This is a genomic window from Halorubrum sp. F4, from assembly GCF_027257195.1.
Classification (GTDB): domain Archaea; phylum Halobacteriota; class Halobacteria; order Halobacteriales; family Haloferacaceae; genus Halorubrum.
On record NZ_JAPDFS010000002.1, the window covers coordinates 383,859 to 402,538 of the forward strand.

17 protein-coding genes, 1 tRNA gene and 2 pseudogenes are annotated in these 18,680 nt (G+C 65.6%); 8 read left to right on the forward strand and 12 right to left on the reverse strand.

Annotated elements, in window-relative coordinates; all coding sequences use genetic code 11:
* Positions 1 to 86 precede the first annotated feature (86 nt).
* A tRNA-Glu gene (locus OKW78_RS06690) sits at positions 87 to 197 on the forward strand.
* A 208-nt stretch (positions 198 to 405) separates the two neighbouring features.
* On the opposite strand, the gene OKW78_RS06695 is transcribed toward OKW78_RS06690, so the two are convergent.
* Entirely contained in the window at positions 406 to 999 is a 594-nt protein-coding gene (locus OKW78_RS06695; protein ID WP_281194418.1) for a hypothetical protein, read from the reverse strand.
* A gap of 367 nt (positions 1,000 to 1,366) precedes the next feature.
* Here OKW78_RS06695 and OKW78_RS06700 point away from each other — a divergent pair, with 367 nt between their 5' ends.
* The 3 genes from OKW78_RS06700 to OKW78_RS06710 all read left to right on the forward strand — a co-directional run bounded on the left by OKW78_RS06700 (position 1,367) and on the right by OKW78_RS06710 (position 5,027).
* Positions 1,367 to 2,563 carry a cystathionine gamma-synthase gene (locus OKW78_RS06700; RefSeq protein ID WP_281194419.1) on the forward strand — a complete coding sequence of 399 codons (1,197 nt, stop codon included), beginning with the start codon at positions 1,367 to 1,369 and terminating at the stop codon, positions 2,561 to 2,563.
* Positions 2,564 to 2,858: 295 nt separating this feature from the next.
* Complete coding sequence (locus tag OKW78_RS06705; RefSeq protein WP_281194420.1) at positions 2,859 to 4,022, forward strand: FAD-binding oxidoreductase; 1,164 nt, start codon at positions 2,859 to 2,861, stop codon at positions 4,020 to 4,022.
* Between the two features lie 72 nt (positions 4,023 to 4,094).
* A complete protein-coding gene (locus tag OKW78_RS06710) occupies positions 4,095 to 5,027 on the forward strand; it encodes an NAD-dependent epimerase/dehydratase family protein (protein WP_281194421.1) in 933 nt (310 codons plus the stop codon).
* Positions 5,028 to 5,098: 71 nt separating this feature from the next.
* Here the strand turns inward: OKW78_RS06710 and OKW78_RS06715 are convergent, their stop codons facing one another.
* Entirely contained in the window at positions 5,099 to 6,508 is a 1,410-nt protein-coding gene (locus OKW78_RS06715; protein ID WP_281194422.1) for a sugar transferase, read from the reverse strand.
* 108 nt (positions 6,509 to 6,616) lie between these two features.
* Positions 6,617 to 9,103, reverse strand: coding sequence for a hypothetical protein (locus OKW78_RS06720; protein WP_281194423.1), 2,487 nt, complete (start codon positions 9,101 to 9,103; stop codon positions 6,617 to 6,619).
* 140 nt (positions 9,104 to 9,243) lie between these two features.
* Between OKW78_RS06720 and OKW78_RS06725 the strand changes: the two genes are divergently transcribed.
* Together OKW78_RS06725 and OKW78_RS06730 are read left to right on the forward strand one after the other, a co-directional pair.
* A complete protein-coding gene (locus tag OKW78_RS06725; protein WP_281194424.1) occupies positions 9,244 to 9,690 on the forward strand; it encodes a VanZ family protein in 447 nt (148 codons plus the stop codon).
* Between the two features lie 122 nt (positions 9,691 to 9,812).
* Positions 9,813 to 10,144 (forward strand): annotated as a pseudogene (locus OKW78_RS06730) (hypothetical protein); the annotation flags it as partial.
* 77 nt (positions 10,145 to 10,221) lie between these two features.
* On the opposite strand, the gene OKW78_RS06735 reads toward OKW78_RS06730, so the two are convergent.
* The gene (locus tag OKW78_RS06735; protein WP_281194426.1) at positions 10,222 to 10,401 is read right to left on the reverse strand and encodes a hypothetical protein; all 180 of its coding nucleotides are present in this window, start codon (positions 10,399 to 10,401) and stop codon (positions 10,222 to 10,224) included.
* Between the two features lie 189 nt (positions 10,402 to 10,590).
* Positions 10,591 to 12,360 (reverse strand): BGTF surface domain-containing protein, encoded by a 1,770-nt coding sequence (locus OKW78_RS06740; protein WP_281194427.1) that lies wholly within the window; start codon positions 12,358 to 12,360, stop codon positions 10,591 to 10,593.
* Here OKW78_RS06740 and OKW78_RS06745 point away from each other — a divergent pair.
* Positions 12,292 to 12,960 (forward strand): hypothetical protein, encoded by a 669-nt coding sequence (locus OKW78_RS06745; RefSeq protein WP_281194428.1) that lies wholly within the window; start codon positions 12,292 to 12,294, stop codon positions 12,958 to 12,960. The two genes, OKW78_RS06740 and OKW78_RS06745, sit on opposite strands and share 69 nt — an antisense overlap.
* A 231-nt stretch (positions 12,961 to 13,191) precedes the next feature.
* On the opposite strand, the pseudogene OKW78_RS16995 reads toward OKW78_RS06745, so the two are convergent.
* The 7 genes and pseudogenes from OKW78_RS16995 to OKW78_RS06775 all read right to left on the reverse strand — a co-directional run.
* A pseudogene (locus tag OKW78_RS16995) lies at positions 13,192 to 13,296 on the reverse strand (surface glycoprotein); the annotation flags it as partial.
* A gap of 430 nt (positions 13,297 to 13,726) precedes the next feature.
* Positions 13,727 to 14,170: a hypothetical protein gene (locus OKW78_RS06750; RefSeq protein WP_281194429.1), complete on the reverse strand. Its 444-nt coding sequence runs from the start codon at positions 14,168 to 14,170 to the stop codon at positions 13,727 to 13,729.
* Positions 14,171 to 14,172: 2 nt separating this feature from the next.
* Positions 14,173 to 14,652, reverse strand: a complete 480-nt coding sequence (locus OKW78_RS06755) for a hypothetical protein (protein ID WP_321169327.1) — start codon at positions 14,650 to 14,652, stop codon at positions 14,173 to 14,175.
* Positions 14,653 to 15,069: 417 nt separating this feature from the next.
* Positions 15,070 to 15,423, reverse strand: coding sequence for a type II toxin-antitoxin system PemK/MazF family toxin (locus tag OKW78_RS06760; RefSeq protein WP_281194431.1), 354 nt, complete (start codon positions 15,421 to 15,423; stop codon positions 15,070 to 15,072).
* Complete coding sequence (locus OKW78_RS06765) at positions 15,420 to 15,791, reverse strand: helix-turn-helix domain-containing protein (protein WP_281194432.1); 372 nt, start codon at positions 15,789 to 15,791, stop codon at positions 15,420 to 15,422. The genes OKW78_RS06760 and OKW78_RS06765 overlap by 4 nt, the downstream gene beginning before the upstream one ends.
* Before the next feature lie 400 nt (positions 15,792 to 16,191).
* Positions 16,192 to 16,674 carry a hypothetical protein gene (locus OKW78_RS06770; RefSeq protein WP_281194433.1) on the reverse strand — a complete coding sequence of 161 codons (483 nt, stop codon included), beginning with the start codon at positions 16,672 to 16,674 and terminating at the stop codon, positions 16,192 to 16,194.
* A gap of 84 nt (positions 16,675 to 16,758) precedes the next feature.
* Positions 16,759 to 17,442, reverse strand: coding sequence for a DUF6517 family protein (locus tag OKW78_RS06775; protein ID WP_281194434.1), 684 nt, complete (start codon positions 17,440 to 17,442; stop codon positions 16,759 to 16,761).
* 210 nt (positions 17,443 to 17,652) lie between these two features.
* Between OKW78_RS06775 and OKW78_RS06780 the strand changes: the two genes are divergently transcribed.
* Positions 17,653 to 18,393, forward strand: a complete 741-nt coding sequence (locus OKW78_RS06780; RefSeq protein WP_281194734.1) for a hypothetical protein — start codon at positions 17,653 to 17,655, stop codon at positions 18,391 to 18,393.
* Positions 18,394 to 18,680: the final 287 nt, after the last annotated feature.

An 18,680-nucleotide genomic window follows, 5' to 3' on the forward strand; every position in this document is an offset into this window, starting at 1 on the left:
CGCCGGGACTCGTCTCCGTGTGAAGGGATGTCCAAGCGAGGGGAGTTGAGAAGAGTTAAATCGGCCCCGTCGTAACGGGAGAACGCGCTCGGTTGGTGTAGTCCGGCCAATCATGTTGGCCTTTCGACGAACGCGGTACCTCGCCGTGCCGGTTCGGAAGACAGCCGACGACCAGGGTTCAAATCCCTGACCGAGCATTTCCTGAGGAACGACGTAACGAGCGGAAGCGCAGCCGCCGGCTTCCGCCACGTCACGGACCGGAAGCTCTGTTGAAATCCTCTTCTTCAGACATGTTCTCACCTGAAACGGCTGGTCGATGAGGTCTGCGTATTGTCCAGTCGGTTGCTGAACTACCCTACTCACTCGCCGCTAACACGACTCGTTCTCAAAAAGACGTACAAGCCGTCAGAGTGGTTGCCCCGATGCAGGGTACTCCAAGTGTAAGGCACCGAAGACGACGTACGGTTCTCGTGCGGTTTTGACATCGCCGAAGTCGTGGATCGATGTCCCAGACACTGTCCGCCCAAGGTCAACACCATTGAGTGTCGCAGACGCGTCGCTGACGGTACGCAGGTGGTCGGCTTCGCCCCAGTAGCGGGTGCCCGTTTCGGTTCTCCCACGCAATGCCAGCCCATTAGCTCCCATGAGGCGGTTCAGTGTGAAACTGCTGACTGTAGCCCCTATCGCCGACCGCTGGATGGTTCTGGGAACGCCGCCAGACAGCCCTTCCATGAGCCGCGTACTGATCGGGTGAGCGAGAGCGGCGCTGAGTTCGAGAGTCGTCCCGTCGTCAGCCGCTACCACGACTTCGATATGCTCAAAATCGGCGAGACGCCAGTCGGTGGACGCGCCCACGATGTGGTCGAAGTCATGATAGGCCTTGACGTACTCGCCCGCAGTCGCCGGATCTGCGTACATCGTCACGTCACCAGCCGGTGATTCAACCCATATCTCCGAGTATGCACCGACCGGCGTCGGCGTCTCGTCGAATTTGAACAACCAGACCGTGTGGCCGCTCTCGAAAGCGATTCCCGGGGATACAAAGCCCTCAAACGGTCGAAGTGTGGGGTGTTCCTGTTCTCTCGGGGTCGTATCCTGAGGTTCCGTCGTTTATAGGCTCATTGTCATACTACGCTTGCTGAGGGCATAACCACATCGCTAGCACATTGCTTTTCGTCTTTGAAAGAGATCCTGAGACAAACCAGAATCAAGCGTCATCTCTCGGTATGTAGCTCCCCTGTACTGAGCAGTCTGTAATTCACCTGCACCGAGCGATTGAGGGTGAAAAACCATCAATTGATGAGGATTTCAACAAAGCCGGACCGGAAGGACAAGAGTGAGGACCCCGGCCAACGAGGGTGCACGCATGAGCGACGACGACCCAGCGGCGGACGGCGATGCCGACGCCGACGACTTCCGGCTCGAGACGCGAGCGATCCACGCCGGCCAGGAGCCGGATCCGGAGACGGGCGCGCTGATGACGCCGATCCACGCCAACTCGACGTACGAACAGGACGCCCCGGGCGACCACCGCGGGTACGAGTACTCCCGGACCGGGAACCCGACCCGAACCGACCTCGAGGAGAACCTCGCGGCGCTGGAGTCGGGAAGCCATGCCCGCTGTTTCTCCTCCGGAATGGGCGCGATAAACACCGTCCTCAACCTCCTGTCCGCGGGCGACCACGTCGTCGCCGGCGACGACGTCTACGGCGGTACTCACCGGATCCTCACGCAGGTGTACGACGAGTACGACGTCGACACCACCTTCGTCGACACCACCGACCTCGATGCGGTCCGCGAGGCGATGGAGCCGAACACGGAGCTGGTCTGGGTCGAGACGCCCACGAACCCGCTGATGAACGTGAACGACATCGGCGCGCTCGCCGAGGTCGCCCACGAGGGCGACGCGCTGTGTGCGGTCGACAACACGTTCGCGACGCCGTACCTCCAGCGCCCGCTCGAACACGGCGCCGACGTGGTCTGTCAGTCGCTCACGAAGTACCTCGGCGGCCACTCCGACACCATCGGCGGGGCGCTGATCGTCGACGACGCCGACCTCGACGAGCGGATCGGCTTCTACCAGAACTCGGTGGGCGCGACCCCCGGCCCGTTCGACGCGTTCCTCGTGCTTCGGGGAACCAAGACGCTTCCCGTGCGGATGGACCGCCACTGCGAGAACGCCGCCGAACTCGCCGAATGGCTGGACGCACACGACGACGTGAGCCGCGTGTACTACCCCGGCCTGGAGTCGCACCCGCACCACGACCTCGCCGCCGAACAGATGGACGACTTCGGCGGGATGCTCTCCTTCGAGTTCGACGGCACCCTCGAGCAGGCCTCGACCGTCGTCGAGGAGACCGAGGTGTTCACGCTCGCGGAGTCGCTCGGCGGCGTCGAGAGCCTCATCGAGCAGCCGGCCGCGATGACCCACGCCGCCATCCCCCGCGAGGAGCGGCTCGCAGCCGGACTCACCGACGGGCTGATCCGGGTCTCCGTCGGCATCGAGCACGTCGACGACATGAAGGCGGACCTCCAGCGCGCGTTCGACCGCGCGCTCGAGTAGGCGTCGCCGGTATCGCCGCTGTCGCCGCTGTCTCCGCCGCTTCCGGGGACCGGCGGAGCCGTCGATCCGCGTCCGGCGGTCACTCGACGTCGACGTTCTCGAGCCCCTCGGCCCGTCGTTCGAGCGTGTCGCCGTGGTTCTGGACGACGGCGGGTTTGAGTCGCGCTGGCGACACCACGGGTACATCGACGACGAGTCCGGGGCACCCTCCGCGTACTCGCCACCGCCAGCGTTGCGAGCACGACCGCGTTCCGCCACCCGAAACGTCTTGTGAGCCTCACGCCACACCGCTACCATGTACGATGCGGTCGTGGTCGGCGGGGGAATCGTCGGCTCCTCGGTGGGGTACCATCTGGCCCGTGCGGGCGTGGAGACGCTGCTCGTTGACCGTCGGGACGCGGGGCGGGCGACGACGGCCGGCGCGGGCATCGTCTCGCCGGGCACGAGCAGCCGCACCGCGGACGACGACTGGTTCGCGTTCGCGACCGACGCCGTCGACTACTACCCCGAGCTCGTCGACCGGCTCGCAGCCGCCGGCGTCGACGACACGAGCTACGGTCGGGTGGGACTGATCGCCGCCGCGATCGACGACGACGAGCTCGCCCCCTACGAGGAGGCGACCGCTCGGATCGAGGCGCGCCGCGAGCGACTCCCCGCCATCGGGACGATCGATCCGAGCGTGGCGACCGACCGCGTCCCCGCGCTGGCGGAGCCGCAACGAGCCTTCTCCGTCCCGGACGCCGCACGTGTGAACGGGCAAGTCTTCGCGAGCGCGCTCCGCGAGGCGGGACGTACACACGGTCTCGAGACGGTCGAAGGGGACGTGACCGGGGTTCGGACCGAAGGCGGTCGCGGGACTCGAAGCGGCGGCGAGCTCGGCGAAGCCCGCGTGACCGGCGTCGAGACCGCCGACGGCGACCGGATCGACGCGGATCGGGTCGTGATCGCCGGCGGGGCGTGGTCGCCCGCGTTCGGGGAGGACCTCGGCGTCTCGATCCCCGTCGAGCCGAAGCGCGGACAGATCGTCCACCTCGACCTGCTGGACGCGGACACGGGATCGTGGCCGGTGCTGAAGGGGTTCCGGCATCACTACATCGTCCCGTGGCCGGACGGGCGGCTCGTCGCGGGTGCGACCCGCGAGGCCGGGAGCGGCTTCGACCCGCGAGTCACGGCCGGCGGGCTCCGCGAGGTACTGGAGGAAGCGCTCCGGCTCGCGCCCGGGCTCGTCGACGCGACCGTCATCGAGCACCGGGTCGGGCTCCGGCCCGCCTGCGTCGACGGGGTTCCCGTGCTCGGCGCGATCCCCGACGTCGAGGGCGCGTACCTCGCGACCGGCCACGGTGCGACCGGGCTCACCCTCGGCCCCTACAGCGGGAAGCTCGTCGCCGACCACGTCACCGAGGAGACGCCGATCCCCGACTCCGTCTCCGTAGCGCGGTTCGAAGACGAACCGAGGTAACCTGATCGGCAAAATAGCTCACACGGAACGCGGATCGAAGCGCTAAACCGGCGTCTCCGAGGAACGTCTCCCATGCAGAACCAGCGCGTCCTCGTCACGGGCGGCGCGGGCTTCATCGGCTCGAACCTCGCGAACCGCCTCGCGACCGACAACGACGTGATCGCCGTCGACGACACCTATCTCGGGACGGCCGAGAACCTCGCCGACGACGTGGAGTTCGTCGAGGCCGACGTGCTCGACGACGACTCTCCCGTCGACGTCGACGTGGTCTTCCACCTCGCGGCGCTCTCCTCGCGAAACATGCACGAGTCGGACCCCCAGCGCGGCTGTCGCGTCAACGTCGAGGGCTTCGTCAACACGGTCGAGCGCGCCCGCAAGGCGGGCTGTGAGACCGTCGTCTACGCGTCGACCTCCTCCATCTACGGCAGCCGAACCGAGCCCTCGCCCGTCGAGATGGACGTCGAGGCACACACCGCCTACGAGGCCTCCAAGCTCGCCCGCGAGCGCTACGCCGAGTACTACGCCAACCACCACGACATGAACACCGCCGGCCTCCGCTTCTTCTCCGTCTACCAGGGCTTCGGCGGCAACGAGGGCCACAAGGGCGAGTACGCCAACACGGTCGCGCAGTTCGCCGACGCCATCGCCGCGGGAGAAGCGCCCGAACTCTTCGGCGACGGCACCCAGACCCGTGATTTCACCCACGTGAGCGACGTCGCTCGCGCCTGCGAGCTCGCCGCCGACCACGAGCTGACGGGCGTCTACAACGTCGGTACCGAGGAGGCCTACACGTTCAACGAGATGGTCGAGCTGATCAACGACGCGCTCGGCACCGATATCGACCCGGCCTACATCGAGTGCCCCTTCGACGGCTACGTCCACGACACGATGGCCGACTACTCGACGTTCCACGAGGCCACCGGCTGGGAGCCCGAGATCGACTTCGAGGAGGGCGTCCGACGCGTCTGTGAACCGTACCTCGAAGACGCGGCGGAGACGAACTAGCGGGACGCGACCGACACAAAGAACACGATCGTTCCAGAACGAGACGTGCCAAGTCTGGACCGTCCCGTCACTCATCCACGAACCGTCTCGACCACGTCCGCACCCACTTTCCAGATCTGACGGGTGACGAGCTTCATGTCGTAGGAGAACGACTGCCGTTTCACGTACTGGAGGTCGTACCGCAGTTTCTCCTCGGGGTCCGTGCTCTTCGCGCCGTTCACCTGAGCCAACCCAGTCAGTCCGGGCTTGACGAACCACCGCTTGCGCCAGGACCGTTCCTGTGCTTCTAACAGCGACTCCTCGTCGGTCCACACCGCTCGGGGGCCGACCACGCTCATGTCGCCGACGAGGATCGACCACAACTGTGGGATCTCGTCGAGATGCGTCTGTCGAAGGACCCGGCCCACGCGGGTGATCCGGTCGTTCGACTCGTCGTCGATCGGTTCGATCGATTCCCCCTCGGGAGCCATCGAGCGGAACTTGTACACGTCGAACGTCTCGCCGAAGACTGCCGTCCGCTCCTGACTGTAGAGGATCGGTCCGCCGTCGTCCAGTTTGATCGCGGCCGCGATCGTCGCGATGATCGGGCTCAACCCGATCAGGCCGAACAGCGAGAACGCCACGTCGAACCCGCGTTTCAGAACGTGGTCCTGAACGTCCCACGGCTCGACGTCGACGTCGACGAGCGTCCCGACGTCGTCGTCCGAAGTCAACACGCGGTCGGCGTGATCGCGGTGGACTTTCGCCGCGACGCCGTGTTCGTAACACGCGTCGAGCGCGCCGAAAAACTCCGCGCGGTCGGTGTGCTCGAAGGCCAACACCGCCGTGTCCACGTCGTACTCGACGAGCACGTCCTCGATGCGCGAGAGCCCGCCGAGCCGGTCCAACCCACGGATCCGAGCGCCGCCGTCGGCGACTGCGGTTGCGACTGTCTGCGATTCGCCCGCGTCCGGAACGAGCGAGCTGGTCGGACAGAGGTAACCGAGCAGCGGCACGTCCACGTCGCCGGCGAGTCGCTCGATCTCGGTAGGGTCGTCGCCGACGACGATCGCACGGTCGGCCTCGTCGGTCGGCCGTCGGCGGATCCACACGAACCACGCGGGAAGCACGACGAGCAACACCGGCGTGATCGCGATGAGCGTCGTCCGAGGGAGCCGGTAGGTGTAATCGAAGTAGCCCACCGCTGCGAGCGCCAACATCGCGACCATGACCCGCTTCTGCGCGAGCGCGACGGTGTCGAGGATGCGCCGCGGCCGCGGCTTGTACAGTGGCACGAACGCCGCGGTAACGACGACGACCGTCGTCGCCACCTCGAAGAACAACTCCGCACCCATCGGCGCGTCCGCCGCCAGCCGGCCGACTACCGGGAGTCGACCCAACAGCGCGTGAGCGACCCCGCTGTTCGCGACCGCGACCGCAACCGCGGTCAACACCGCGACGCCGGCGACGCTTTCGAGCCGATACCGCCATCCGGAGAGCATCGGAGTCACGTACCGGGCGAAATGATAAAAATACTGTGAAGTTGTGGGTATGCGTATGACGCCGGAACGCCAGCACGTCGGCTCGGATCAGCGGGATTCGAATCGGGATCAGCCGCCGACCGTGACGCGCTCGCCCCCGGAAACGGCGGACTCGGGGACGGTCACCGTCCGGTTCTCCGTCGCGTCCTCCGTAGTTCCGTTACTCCCCTCACCGGAGCTACCACCGACCTCGACCGTGTAGCCACCGGGATGGGAGACGACGACCGCGTAGGTCCCGTTCGCGTCCACGGTCGTTCGACGCTCGTAGGTGAACGACTCGCCGGCGGCGGTGACGTTCGTCCCGACGGTCACGGTCGAATCCGGTTCGACTTGGCCGCTCACGGTTGCACCGCTCACGGGACGAAACACCGCGATCTCCTCGTCATCGGTGACGTATTCCAGCCGGAATCGGCCGGAGCCGTTCGCCGCCGGGGTGGCGCTGCCCCACGCCTCGAACAGTTGGGCGTACCCGGAGTCGGACGGTGCGTCGGCGTCTTCGAGCTCGTGTATCGCCACGTACCCGACCCGTCCCTGGAACCGATCGGCGTGGGTGTCCGGGTTCGGATCGCGGATCAGCGGCTCGTAGTTGCTCTGTGCGTAGCCGTAGGCGTTCGACTCGCCGTTCACGCCGTAATTGAACATCCGGTTTCGGCCCCACTCGTTCAGGACGTAGTCGGGCCCTTCCCGCTCGTCGGCGTCGGCGTCGATCCACTCGATCGCCTCGACCTCCGCGTCAGTCGCGGCGACGTTGTCCATCACCGCCGGCACCATGAAGAGGCTCAGGCTGGCGACGAACAGCACGGTCGCCGCGGCGTAGCCGACGTCCCGCCCGGAAACGCCCGCCGGCCAGAGGTCGATCCGAATCCGGTCCGGGCGATCGCCGAAGGGTGTGGGTCGCTCCGCCAGGTCGACGACCGACAGCAGGTACACGATCCCGACGCCGGAGAGCACCGCGACCACGCCCGTGGCCTCGCCCGCGAAGCGGATCTGGACGAGTCCGAAGGTGACGAGCGTCGAGGCGTAGCCGACGACCACCAGCCAGCGCGGCTCGTGATCAGCCACACAGCGCGCGCCGGCCCACGCGAGCACGGGCAGCGCCACGAACAGGAACCAGCCGAAGTGGTCGATCGGTCCGAATATCACGCCGTAGTCGGCCGCGAAGAGGCTGCGCGTCTCGGCGATCCCCTCGCGCCCGAGCAGCGATCCGACGGTCCGCTCGGCCAACCGGTCGGCCACGTCCGGGCGGAACCGGTTCAATCCGAACCAGATCGGGAGGACGCTCAGTGCCGAGACGGCGAGATGGATCACGGGGCTCACGCCGAACCGTCCGAGCACGGTCGCGGCGACCGCGACCAGCGCCACGCCGACCGCGACGAGAAGTGGCGCGTAGACCGCGACGGGCTCTTGCCACCCGGCACCGGCGTGAAGCCGATGGGCGAGCAGGAACCCCAATCCGAGCGCGCCCACGACGGGCGTGGCGGCGACGAGCGGGTTCCATCCGGCACGCATGTCCGAGGCCGCCCGCAGCGTCGCGTACACGGCGAGCCCGACGAGGAGGATCGGGGATCCGTTCCAGGAGTGTGCCATCGCGGCGAAGACGACCCCGAGCGCGGCGACGACCGCCCACGTGGCCGGCGACGTGAGGTGGCCGAGCCGCGCGTCCGGATCGCGGGTCTCGTGGTCCCGCGTGAGCCACGTCACGCCGAGGATCGAGAGCGTGAGCCAGACGTAGTCGAGCGCGTGGTGGTCGAAGAAGCCGATCCCCGAGTAGAGCGCGTGGCCGGGGAGCAAGGCGAGGACGACGACGGCCGCCACCGCGATGCGCTCGTCGTTCGTCGTCCAGAGCGCTATCAGAAAGACGCCGAGCCCGACGACGAGCGCCGCGAGAACCGGGATCCACGCGACGATCGCCGCGGCGTCCTCGACTCCACCGCCGAGGAGCTCCGTCGCCCACCAGCCGAGGGTGTACGCGAGCGGCTCGCTGTTCACGCGGCCGCCGAGCACCCCGGCGATCGCCTCGAACGCGAAGCGATCGGGATTCGCCTCGGCCAGCCGCTCGACCCAGTAGAGGTAGTGGTACGGGTCGTTGCCCGGCAACACGACGCGGTCGCCGCGGAACACGCTCCCGATCGTCACGATTCGGTACACGAACAGAAAGAGGAACGACGCGAACAGACCGCCGAGCAGGTCCCGGTGAAGCGTCTCCCGCCAGCCGCGAAGCGCCCGGCCGAGCGTCCCGTCCTCGGCATCGCCCAACCCGCTCACCAGACTCGCGATACCGCCCGCGTCGCCCGCGCCGGAACCGTCGGACGTGTACGCTTCCCCCTCAAGCGCGGCCCGGACCGCCCCCCGGTCCGCGACGCGGTAGTCGCCCGCGTCGTCGACGCGCTCGACGATCCCCCGCGAGACCAGCTCGCCGAAGGTGCCGGAGTCGACGTCGACGTCGTCGAACGCCCACGAGCCCGACTCGTCCGCTTCGAGGACCGCTTCGAGCGCCCCCTCGATCGCCGGTCGCTCCGCGAGGAGCTCCCGCGTCGCCGCGTGCGGGTCCGCCATTACCCGTCCGTGTGCGGGCGACCGGGTAAAAGCCTCCGTTGTCGTCGGGTCGGTCGTCCGTTCGCCGGCGTGCATCCTCCCCTCGTCCGTCCCGAGCCGAGACCGGGCGTTTTACTCCGACGCGTCGTCACCGGGAATCCATGGCTCGGATCCGGCTACCGTTGATCCCGCGGGGCGTCCGCTGGGTCGCGGTCGCGCTCGTCGCGCTCGTCATCCTGTCGTACTCGATCGTGCCCGCGCCGGGAAGCGGGACGTTCCGCACCGGCCCCTTCGGGCTGCTCGGCTACTCCACCTGGCTCCACCTGCTCGCGTACGGCGGGCTCGCCGCGACGCTCGCGTACACCCTCCACGACACCCCGCGGCCGGACTGGCAGGTCCTCGCGCTCGTCTTCCTCGCCGTCGCCGCCTACGGGGCCGGGATCGAACTGCTCCAGTCGACGCTCACGGCCCGAACCGCGTCCTACGACGACGTCCTCACCAACGCCACGGGCGCGGGTCTCGCGGTCGTCGGCTGGCGGCTGGTCACGCGGTACGTCCGCTTCTACCGCGCCCGGCGGGTGGCGGACCTCCAGGTTCCGGTGGAGTAGAGGGGAGGGCCGTCGATCCTCGAGATATCGCTGCCGAAGTCGAGCGACGTACTGCGCGTCCCAGCCGTTGGTCTCGACGTAGCGAGTGAGTGTGGCCGCAACGTATTCCACGGAAAGAACACCTCGAGACGCTCGAACGAAGCGATACGGTGGATTCCACGCCGACGCTCTCGTTTGCGAGTTACGACGACCTACTGGGGACGCTGACACCGCGTGTCTCGACCTCATCGAGGCCATCCGTCGGGAGGAACCGGCCAGCATCAACGAGACCGCACGGGTCGTCGACCGGGACGTGAAGAACGTCCACCAGGAGCTCGGTCGTCTCGCCCGGTTGGGCATCGTTCTCTTCGGGGAGGGGGGCCAGCGGAAGCGCCCGGTCGTCTGGTTCGACGAACTCGTGATCAGTCTGCCGTTCGATCCGGAAGCCGGTGACACGGCGGCTGCCGCGCCGTGAACACGGACGTTTTCGAGTTCGGCTAAGCGGTCACGGACGAGATCGACGATGGCGACGGCGGGCTCTCCACCACCGTCTCACGGATCTCCGACGAAGAGGTCATGATCGGTGGCCGCGTCAATCGGCTCACCGGTATCGACCGGTTCGAGTCGAGAGAACGCACCGTACCGTTGGGTGACGAGCTCGATCGAGAGCGTGCCGTCCTCGGTGACGCGCCAGCGGCATTCGTCTCCGATTTCTCCGTCCGCGTCCGTCATACGCCGAGACACACAGGTAGTACGGATAGAACCGTCGCTCCACAGTGTGGGAACTCACCAGTCGAAACGACGATCACGGGAGTCTCGATCCGACTGAGCGCCGCCGCTAGTCGGTGTAGCGCTCCGATAAAGAAATCCCGCGGGGATGACCGGCGCGGGGCCGGTGGTTAGTTCGACGGAGTAGCTGCCTTAGTCGCGACGGCGCGTCGCGAGCAGGGCAGCGGCGATGAGCGCCACGAGGGCGACGAGCGCGCCGAAGCCGGGCGTGCTGTCGTCCGTGGAGTCGTCATCGGTGGAGTCGTCCGTGGAGTCGTCCGAGGAGTCGTCCGAGGAGTCGTCCGTGGAGTCGTCCGAGGAGTCGTCCGTGGAGTCGTCGTCGCTCGAGTCATCCGTGGAGTCGTCCGAGGAGTCGTCCTCACTGCCGTCGTCGGACGCTTCCTCGACGGTCAGCGTGGCCGTCTGGCTGTCGTCGTTGGTGAAGACACCGTGCTCGTAGTCACCGGGGTCGAGACTCGAGGTGTCGACGTCGGTGTACTCGACCGTGGTGCTTTCACCGCCGGACAGTTCGATGTCCTGGTCGAGGACGGTGTCGCCCTCGATCTGGAACTCGACCGTCTGGGTGGCCGTTGCCTCGCCCGTGTTCTCGATCGTCGCGGAGACGTCGATGACGTCACCCTGCGTGACGCTACCGGGCGCGCTGAGGTCGGAGACCGCGAAGTTCGCGGGCTCCTCGGGCTCTTCGACGACCGTTCCGTCGACTTCCTCCGTATCGCTCAGACCGAGCTGCGAGATACGGAGCGTGTACTCGTCGCCCACGTTCTGTTCGCTGAAGTCGAACGTCGTGGACCACGCGCCGTCAGTGGTCACATTGATCTCGTCGTTCGTCTTCACGAACGAGGGCTGCGTGCCCGTCTTCGAACGGGCGCGAACGGTGAACTCCGTGCCGGGAGCCACGTTCGTCGTACCCGTCACTTCCTCGGAGTCGGTGGGTGTGACGTTGTACGGATCGGCGTCGAACGAGGCGTCGCGCTCCTCGACGTCGAACTGAGCAGAGACCTGCTGATAGAGGGCTCTGTACTCGCTGTCAGTGCTGATATCTTCATCGTCAGGGTCGACGAGCCGCTCGTCCTGGACCCGGAACTGGACGTCGAACTCGTAGTCCTCGTCGGTCGCCAGGTCGAGGCTGGTCGTGTCGACGAAGACGTAGTACTCGTCGTTCTCCTCGTCAACGACGACGTCGTCGATGACGGAGGCGTTGACGGGGACGGTGATCCGGTCCGCGTTCGGACCGGCGCTTGCGCGAGTCTCGCGCAGACGGAAGCGGACGTGCTTGTCGCCGTCCGCGTAGTTGTCGGTCCCGTTGTTGTCGACGAGGTAGCCGAGCTGTTCGGCCTTGTCGTCCTCGCCGATACTGCCATCAACGGCGGCAGCATAGTCGAGGAGACCGGTGAGGCCGCTCGCACTGAGCTGGTGGACGCTCACGTCGTTGTGCGCGACCGAACTCGTCTGGGTGAGTTCATCATCCTCGACAGCACTCTCGATCTCGTCGAGCTTCTCGTCGTCGTCAGCGCTGGTGATGTCGTCAGCGTTGCTGTCGGAGGCAGTCCAGACCTGGATGCCGTCCGTCGACCGCTCGTCGATGAAGAGCGTCGCGACGTCGTCCGGGTTCTCGAGAGTCTCAGCAGGATCGGTATCCACGCTCGAGGAGATGTCGTAGTCGCCCTGTTCGAGAATGTCGTTCAAGTTGCTGTCAGGGTCGACGGAGATCTCGTCGTCGTCGTCGTCGGTGTCGACGAGGGAGACCGCATTCTGGCCAGTCCCAGCGGAGTACGTGTTGAACTTGAGCGTGACTTCGTCGTCGTCACCGAAGTCGGTGATGGTGACGTTTGCTTGGTAACCGAAGTCGTCCTGGCCACCGACGACAACCGATCCGGAACTCGCCGCACCATCGGCAGTCACGGTGAACTCGACGGTGTCACCCTGCTGCGTGGTGAGGCTGGATTCTTCGATATCGACTTCCCCGTCACCGACGTCTCGGACGGTAACCGTGTCGGAGTCCTCAGCCGTCGAGTCGACGACGGACGCTTCGAACTCGTACTCGTCAGCGTCGATGTCGGTGAAGTTCAGGTCGTGAGTACCCTCAGCGCGGAAGAGCGTGATGTAATCGTCTTCCTCGTTGACGGCGTAGACGCCACTCAGAGAGGAAGGATTCTCTCGGATGTGGCGCGTGACGTTTTCACGATCGTAGTCACTGTCGTTCTCGGGTCCATCGATATCGGTCGTGACATCCGTACCGAACGCGTTGCTGTTCGTGAAGATGTCTTCGAGGTCGTCTGCGTCGAGGCCGTCTGCCTCGATCTCGACAGCGTAGTTGTTACGCGCGTCGGAGTCGATCTCGTACTCGACTACGGTATCGTCACCAGCGTCATCAACAGTGTCCTCGTCGAACTCAGTCGAGAGGTCCTGAACGACTATCTCGAAGACGAGATCTTCGCTACTGTTAATGTTTTGACCACGGTTCTTCGTGGTGATGACCCACTGGTCATCAGTTCGGGCTGACGTGTCAACGGTAACCCAACCCTGTTCTGGATTGAGCGCGACGGGGCTGCCCCCGACACGCTGATTGTCGCCGGAATTATCCACACGGCGAAGTTCTAGATTGGATTCAGGACCATTAACACCAGTTATGTCAATGGCAATTTTCTGACCTTGGTAGACTGTCTGACCGTCTACAGCTTCAACGTCATATTCAGCGTCACTCGGAATGGCGTTACCATGGGTTGCAGCAGCACTACCGGCGAAGCCGGCAAAGCCGACAGCGACCATGGAAATAACCATGATGACACTGAAGAAGACCGCGTTGGCCTTCTTGCGTGTATTATTGTCGTTTGTCATTGTTGTTGTGTTTCGTTCCGCATCGCATCAGCAGCTTTCTCCTGACCTTCGAGACGCGCCCGGTCGTCGTCGCCTACCGTGTCTCGTCGTACAGCCGGACTCGATCGTGGGATACTCAACTCCTGACGCATTTGGGTAGGGGTTGCATCCGTTTGTTCAAGCGTTCGGTATATATGCTTTGTGTGATTTCCTCGAATCGTGTGAACACGCCACAAGCAGGTCTGACCCGCGTCAGACGCTCGTTTTCGGTTCTGAGAACGTCCCGCTCGGCCGAGTCCCCGGGAGTCGTCGCCGAACGCCTCGCGTGCGCGAAGTGAAAGCATGGAGGGGAGGAAAGGGAGGAAAACGAACGTCGGATCGAGTCGGACCCGACTGGGAACGAACGAGTTCTCTCGCTCTCGTGTCGTCCGGAACACTCGGGAGGCATCGTCTATTCGTTCGAGGAATATGCTGGGATCTTCGTTTCGAACAACCGCTGAAGCGCGGTCCACAGTATCTCCGTCGGAACGGACTTCGTGAACGCTGCGCGTAAACGATCCGCTTCCCCCGTTTTTCGATGTTCGTACTGAAAGTGTACCGAACCGAGATCTGGATGATCCTCGTCGCGGTGCCACCCACAGTTGAAGCCCGTGTTGGGGTCAGCGTAGTGTATTCGATAGTATTCCGTACCCCGTCGAAACCGCCACTCCACTTCGAGTATTGGGGAGTCCGGACCGGTCAGTGGCTCGATGCGATCGGGAGCGACGTTCGCCCGAACGAACTCCTTCGAGATACTGTCCGGCTCGAACCCGACAGTCGTGATCTTGGGATGTCGATTCAACACGTCACGGAGCCCCTTGTAGACGGAGGGGTCGATCGTTCCTGGCAACCCCATCGTTAGACCGGGATCGCGTCTCGATCGGTCGCCCAATCGTACTCCTTCAGCGCCGCCTTCACGACCGGCAGCCGGTCGGCGAGATGTTCCCACTCGCTGGCGATCTCACGACGAGCGTCGGCGCCATCAGGATCGTCGACGTCGGCGATGCTCGCGAGGAGTTCGCTTGGCGATTCGACGCCGTACTCCGCTTCCCATTCCGCGATCCGTGCCTGTATCGACTCCAACGTGTCGGCAAGTTCCTCCCGGTCGTGCTCGCGTTGGAGGGTCGCGACTTCGCGATAGGTCGCCATCAACTGATCGACACAGTAGAGCGTCTGCCCGCCACGTTCGATCCGCTGTAACACGTTGTCCTCGACCAGTTGATCGAGGTACTTCCGGGCCGTCTTCGTGGTGGTTTCCGTCTCCTCAGCCACCCACGATGCCGTTCGGGGCGTCCGGAGCGTTCGTGCGGCGGCACGAACCCGCTCACCCCGCGTCATCGACGGTACGTTCGGATCGTCGTCGTCATCGATCTCGTCGGACATGGACGCTACTACGTCCTGATAGAATATATATCCGAGGTATTGTAGATATATCATCTGGGAGAGTGCGAATACGGTCCTCACGCCGAAGCGGTGTGAACTCGTAGAGACGCTCCGGCAACGGGACGTCGAGTCGGTTCGAGGCCTCACACGGAAGCTCGATCGAGATAAGGGCCAAGTCAGCCGAGACCTGGCGGACCTCGCCGAGATCGGTGTCGTCCGGTACGAGAAGAACGGGAACGCGAAACGATCGACCCTCACGCAAGAACACGTCGCCGAACGCCTCGCGTGCGCGAAGGTGGGAGGAGGTGAGGAAAAGATATCCACTATACGAGCGTTGGATGAAGGTCCCGCTCCTCCGTCGTCGGAGCAGATCTACTCCAATTCGTCGACGAGCGCAGCGACCGCCTCATCGACGAGTGTCGTTTCCAGACGGCCCTGCCAGAAATCGATGTCCTCGTAGTCGATCGATTGAACACCCCACGGAACGATTCGACTCTCGTCCGGCGTCCCACCGCGGACCCAACTCTTCTCGGGGATTCCAATGAAGTCATCCATCCAAGATCTCGTTGTGAGCGTCACCGCGATGTACTGCTCGCCGTGGAACGGACGCTCTTCGTGGTTCGAGAGGACGAGCCAGGGCCGAGCATCCTCTTCGCCGTTGAACGGGTCATCACCGTAGACGACATCTCCCCGCTCGAAGATCGGGGAAGCCTCTTCCTCGGTCACGATTCGTTTTCCACGCTCGGATGCGACTCGCCAGGGGCGTGTTCGTGCCACGACTCCCCGTCCTCCTCGCCGAGTCGATCGTTGAACAGGGTAGTCGCCCGTTCGTAGCCGCTGTAGCCGTCGAGTCGATCGGTGTCGTCGGTCACGGCCCAGTACGTCGCCTTGTGTTCGACGAGGGCGCGGTCCTTCAACCGCGAGAGTGCGGTGCTGACCGCGCCTTCGTCGATACCGATCCGGGAGGCGATCTCGCGCGCCTTGAACGCGCGGTCCTCGTGAGCGGCGAGAAACGCGAGGACCCGATCCGGGATGGACAGTTCCTCGAGCTCGTCCTCGCTCGTGTTCTCGAACGTCTCTCGATCGATCGACATCGTTGACTGACTGTACGTCGGCTACAGTAAAAAGTGATAGTACTGAAAGCTACGAAGGTTTCGAAGATACTGATACTCGAGACGCTCTCACCGTAGTGGATCTCCGAGAATCGTCGTCGACCCCATCGTGTGAGAGTCCCGAGAACCGTTTCCGGTCTAGACCACCACTGTTCAGTTACGATCCTGTGAAACCCCGAAGTTCGCCGACGCGATCCAAGTCTAGAGCTTCTCGTCGCTTTCGACCGACTGGTACTACTCGTAGAGGTGGCGAAGCTCGTGGTCGACCGACTTTGAGGAGTCGGTGCTGACGCCATCATTGTGGTCGATCCTTTCGTCGTGGCCGTGTGGGAACTCCGCCGAAAACGACGATGAAACGCGGGAGGAACGGTGAACCGTTCGTTCACGATCCGTCGCCGACCGGCCCGTCCGTGTCGGAATCCGCGGCGCTGCCGTCCAGCTCCGGCGACGCCGAGAGCAACTCGGTCACGTCCGCACGCGAGGGCCCGTCGCACGCGAACGTCAACTCCTCGTGGGTGATCGCCCGGTCCCACTCGGCGTAGTCCGTCTCGGCGCGCTCGGCCGCGACGCCCGCGTCCGGCCACAGGACCACGTGGACGAGGGCGCTCTCCCCGTCCGGGGCGACGTACTCCGCGCCGGTCCCCTCCTCGGCAGCCGTCCCGTCGATCGCCAGCGCGGTCGGCCGGCTCCGCTCCCAGCCATCGTCGGGTTCCGGGAGGGCCCGAACGGTTCGGAGGTCCGGATCGACGACCGGCGTGGCCGACCCGCTGGACTCCGCCAGCGACTCCGCGACCACGCGCGCGCTGGCCGCCATCGCGCCGCCGACCGCGAGCATGCCGGCCGCCAGGACCCCTCGTCGGTTCACGTCACGTCGCTCCGGGACCCGGCGGGCAAAAGGCCGTCGGTCGGGTCGGGACGTGATTCCCGACCGTCCGCTCGCCCGACCGTCTCAGTGTTCGACCGCTTCCATCAGCGATCCCAGCGTCTCCCCCTCCTCGACCGCCTCCGGATGGACGCCCACGAGCGCGAGCACGTCGTCGCCGTCCTCGACGGTCGCGACGTGGACGAGCGCCGGGACGGTTCCCTCGCCGTCGACGGGCGCGTCCTGGGGGACGTCGAACTCGATCTCGGTCGCGAACGTGGTCACCGTCGTCTCGGTCCCGAGGACCGTCCGCGTCTGTGTGCCGACCTCCTCGAGGTCGTCGACGTCCCCGCCTTCCACGCCGCCGGCCTCGCCGTCGTCGCCATCGCCGCCACCGCCGAGCCCTCCCTCGAGCAGTCGCCGGAGCAGTTCGGCGTCGTCCGCGCGCACCAGCGGGTTGACGGACTGACCCGCCACCGTCGCGTTCGGCGTGCTCGCGACGAGCAGCGACGACGCACGCTCGGGGTTCTCGTAGCTCGCGACCCACGTCGTCGCCGACACCTCCCGCTCGATCCCGGCGACCTCGAACGTCTGCTCGATCTCGAAGGACTCCGGCTCCTCGCCCTCGTAGCCGGCCTCCGAGATCGCCGCGTCCGACACTCGCGCCGGCTCCGCGTCGAACTCGTAGCTCCCGTCGTCCCCTCCGAGACAGCCGGCGGCGGCGATCGCCCCCGACGCCGCGAGCGCCCCCAGCAGTCGTCTTCGGTACATACCCGGGATACGCCGCGAGCCGTCTTTAAATATATCGGCGCGGGACGGGCGAGATCGAGGAGGAGAGGAACCGATCGGGAGGCGGAGCGTCGACCGTCGTCTCTCCGCCGAGTCCCCGACCGTCCGAACGGATCCGTCCCGAAGGCACAAAGTTCACGTCACCCCGCCCGCGATGTGAGCCAAATGGAACGACGAGGGCAGATCGGCCTGCTGGAGGCGCTTCTCTTGGACGTGGTCCGACTCCACGAGACCTGGATGGAGATCGTCTTCCCCAGACAGCTCGATCCCAGCACGGTGCTCGGCAAGTGGAAGCCGGAGACCGTCCCCCAGACGGTCGGCTACTACCTCTGGGCGGTCCTCGGGGCCCCGCTCGTCGCGGTCGCGTACCCCCTGCTCCTCGTCGGGTTCGCCACCCGGTTTTACGCCGCGAAACTCGACTCCGCGGTGACCCGGTTCGGTATCGCGGGCGCGGTGCTCATCGCGACCGTCGTCTGGGGCGCGCTCACCCTCGTCACCTACCTCCAACTGGCCACCGCGGACGTGATCGCGGTCGGCGCGGCCAGCGTCGTCGCGATCGTCTCCGCCGCGCTCGCCGCCGGCTTCTCGAAGGTCGGCGGTCGCTTCGTCAGCGTCCTGTTGGCGTACCCCTTCGCGATGACTGCGCTCTTCTTACCGCCCGTCGTGGCCGCGCTCGTCACGCCGAGCCTCGAGGCGATCATCCTCCCGCCGAGCTACGACCTCGCCGCCTGGCTCCTCGACACGTTCCTCGCGGTCGGCGACCTCAACGACACGCTCCGGAACGCCTTCGACCTCGAGACCTTCGGCGAGCAGTGGGGGCTCCCGGGACTGGGCTACGTCCTCATGTGGATCGGGATCTCCGTGCCCCTCGGCTGGTTCCTCGGCGCGCTCGTCGCGCTCGCGAACCTCGTCCGCCCGAAACCCGAGGAGTAACCGGTTCGAACTCCACCTTTTTCTCGTCGGGTTCCCTTCGGGAACCGCTCCTCGAAAACCCTGGAGGGAAAAAGCCGACGGCTCGGCTGTCGCCTCGCCGCCGGTGAACCGCTCGCTTCGCTCGCGGATGCTCACTACAGACGAAGGAACGAACGATCTGTGGTGCGGTGGCGCGCCTGCGAGCGCCCGGAGGGCGCGAGCAGCCCGCGAGGGACGCGGCGACCGAAGGGAGCCGCGAGGCTGGGGAGGTGTGAGGTGCGGAGCCGTGCGGGTTGAGGAGCGGATTC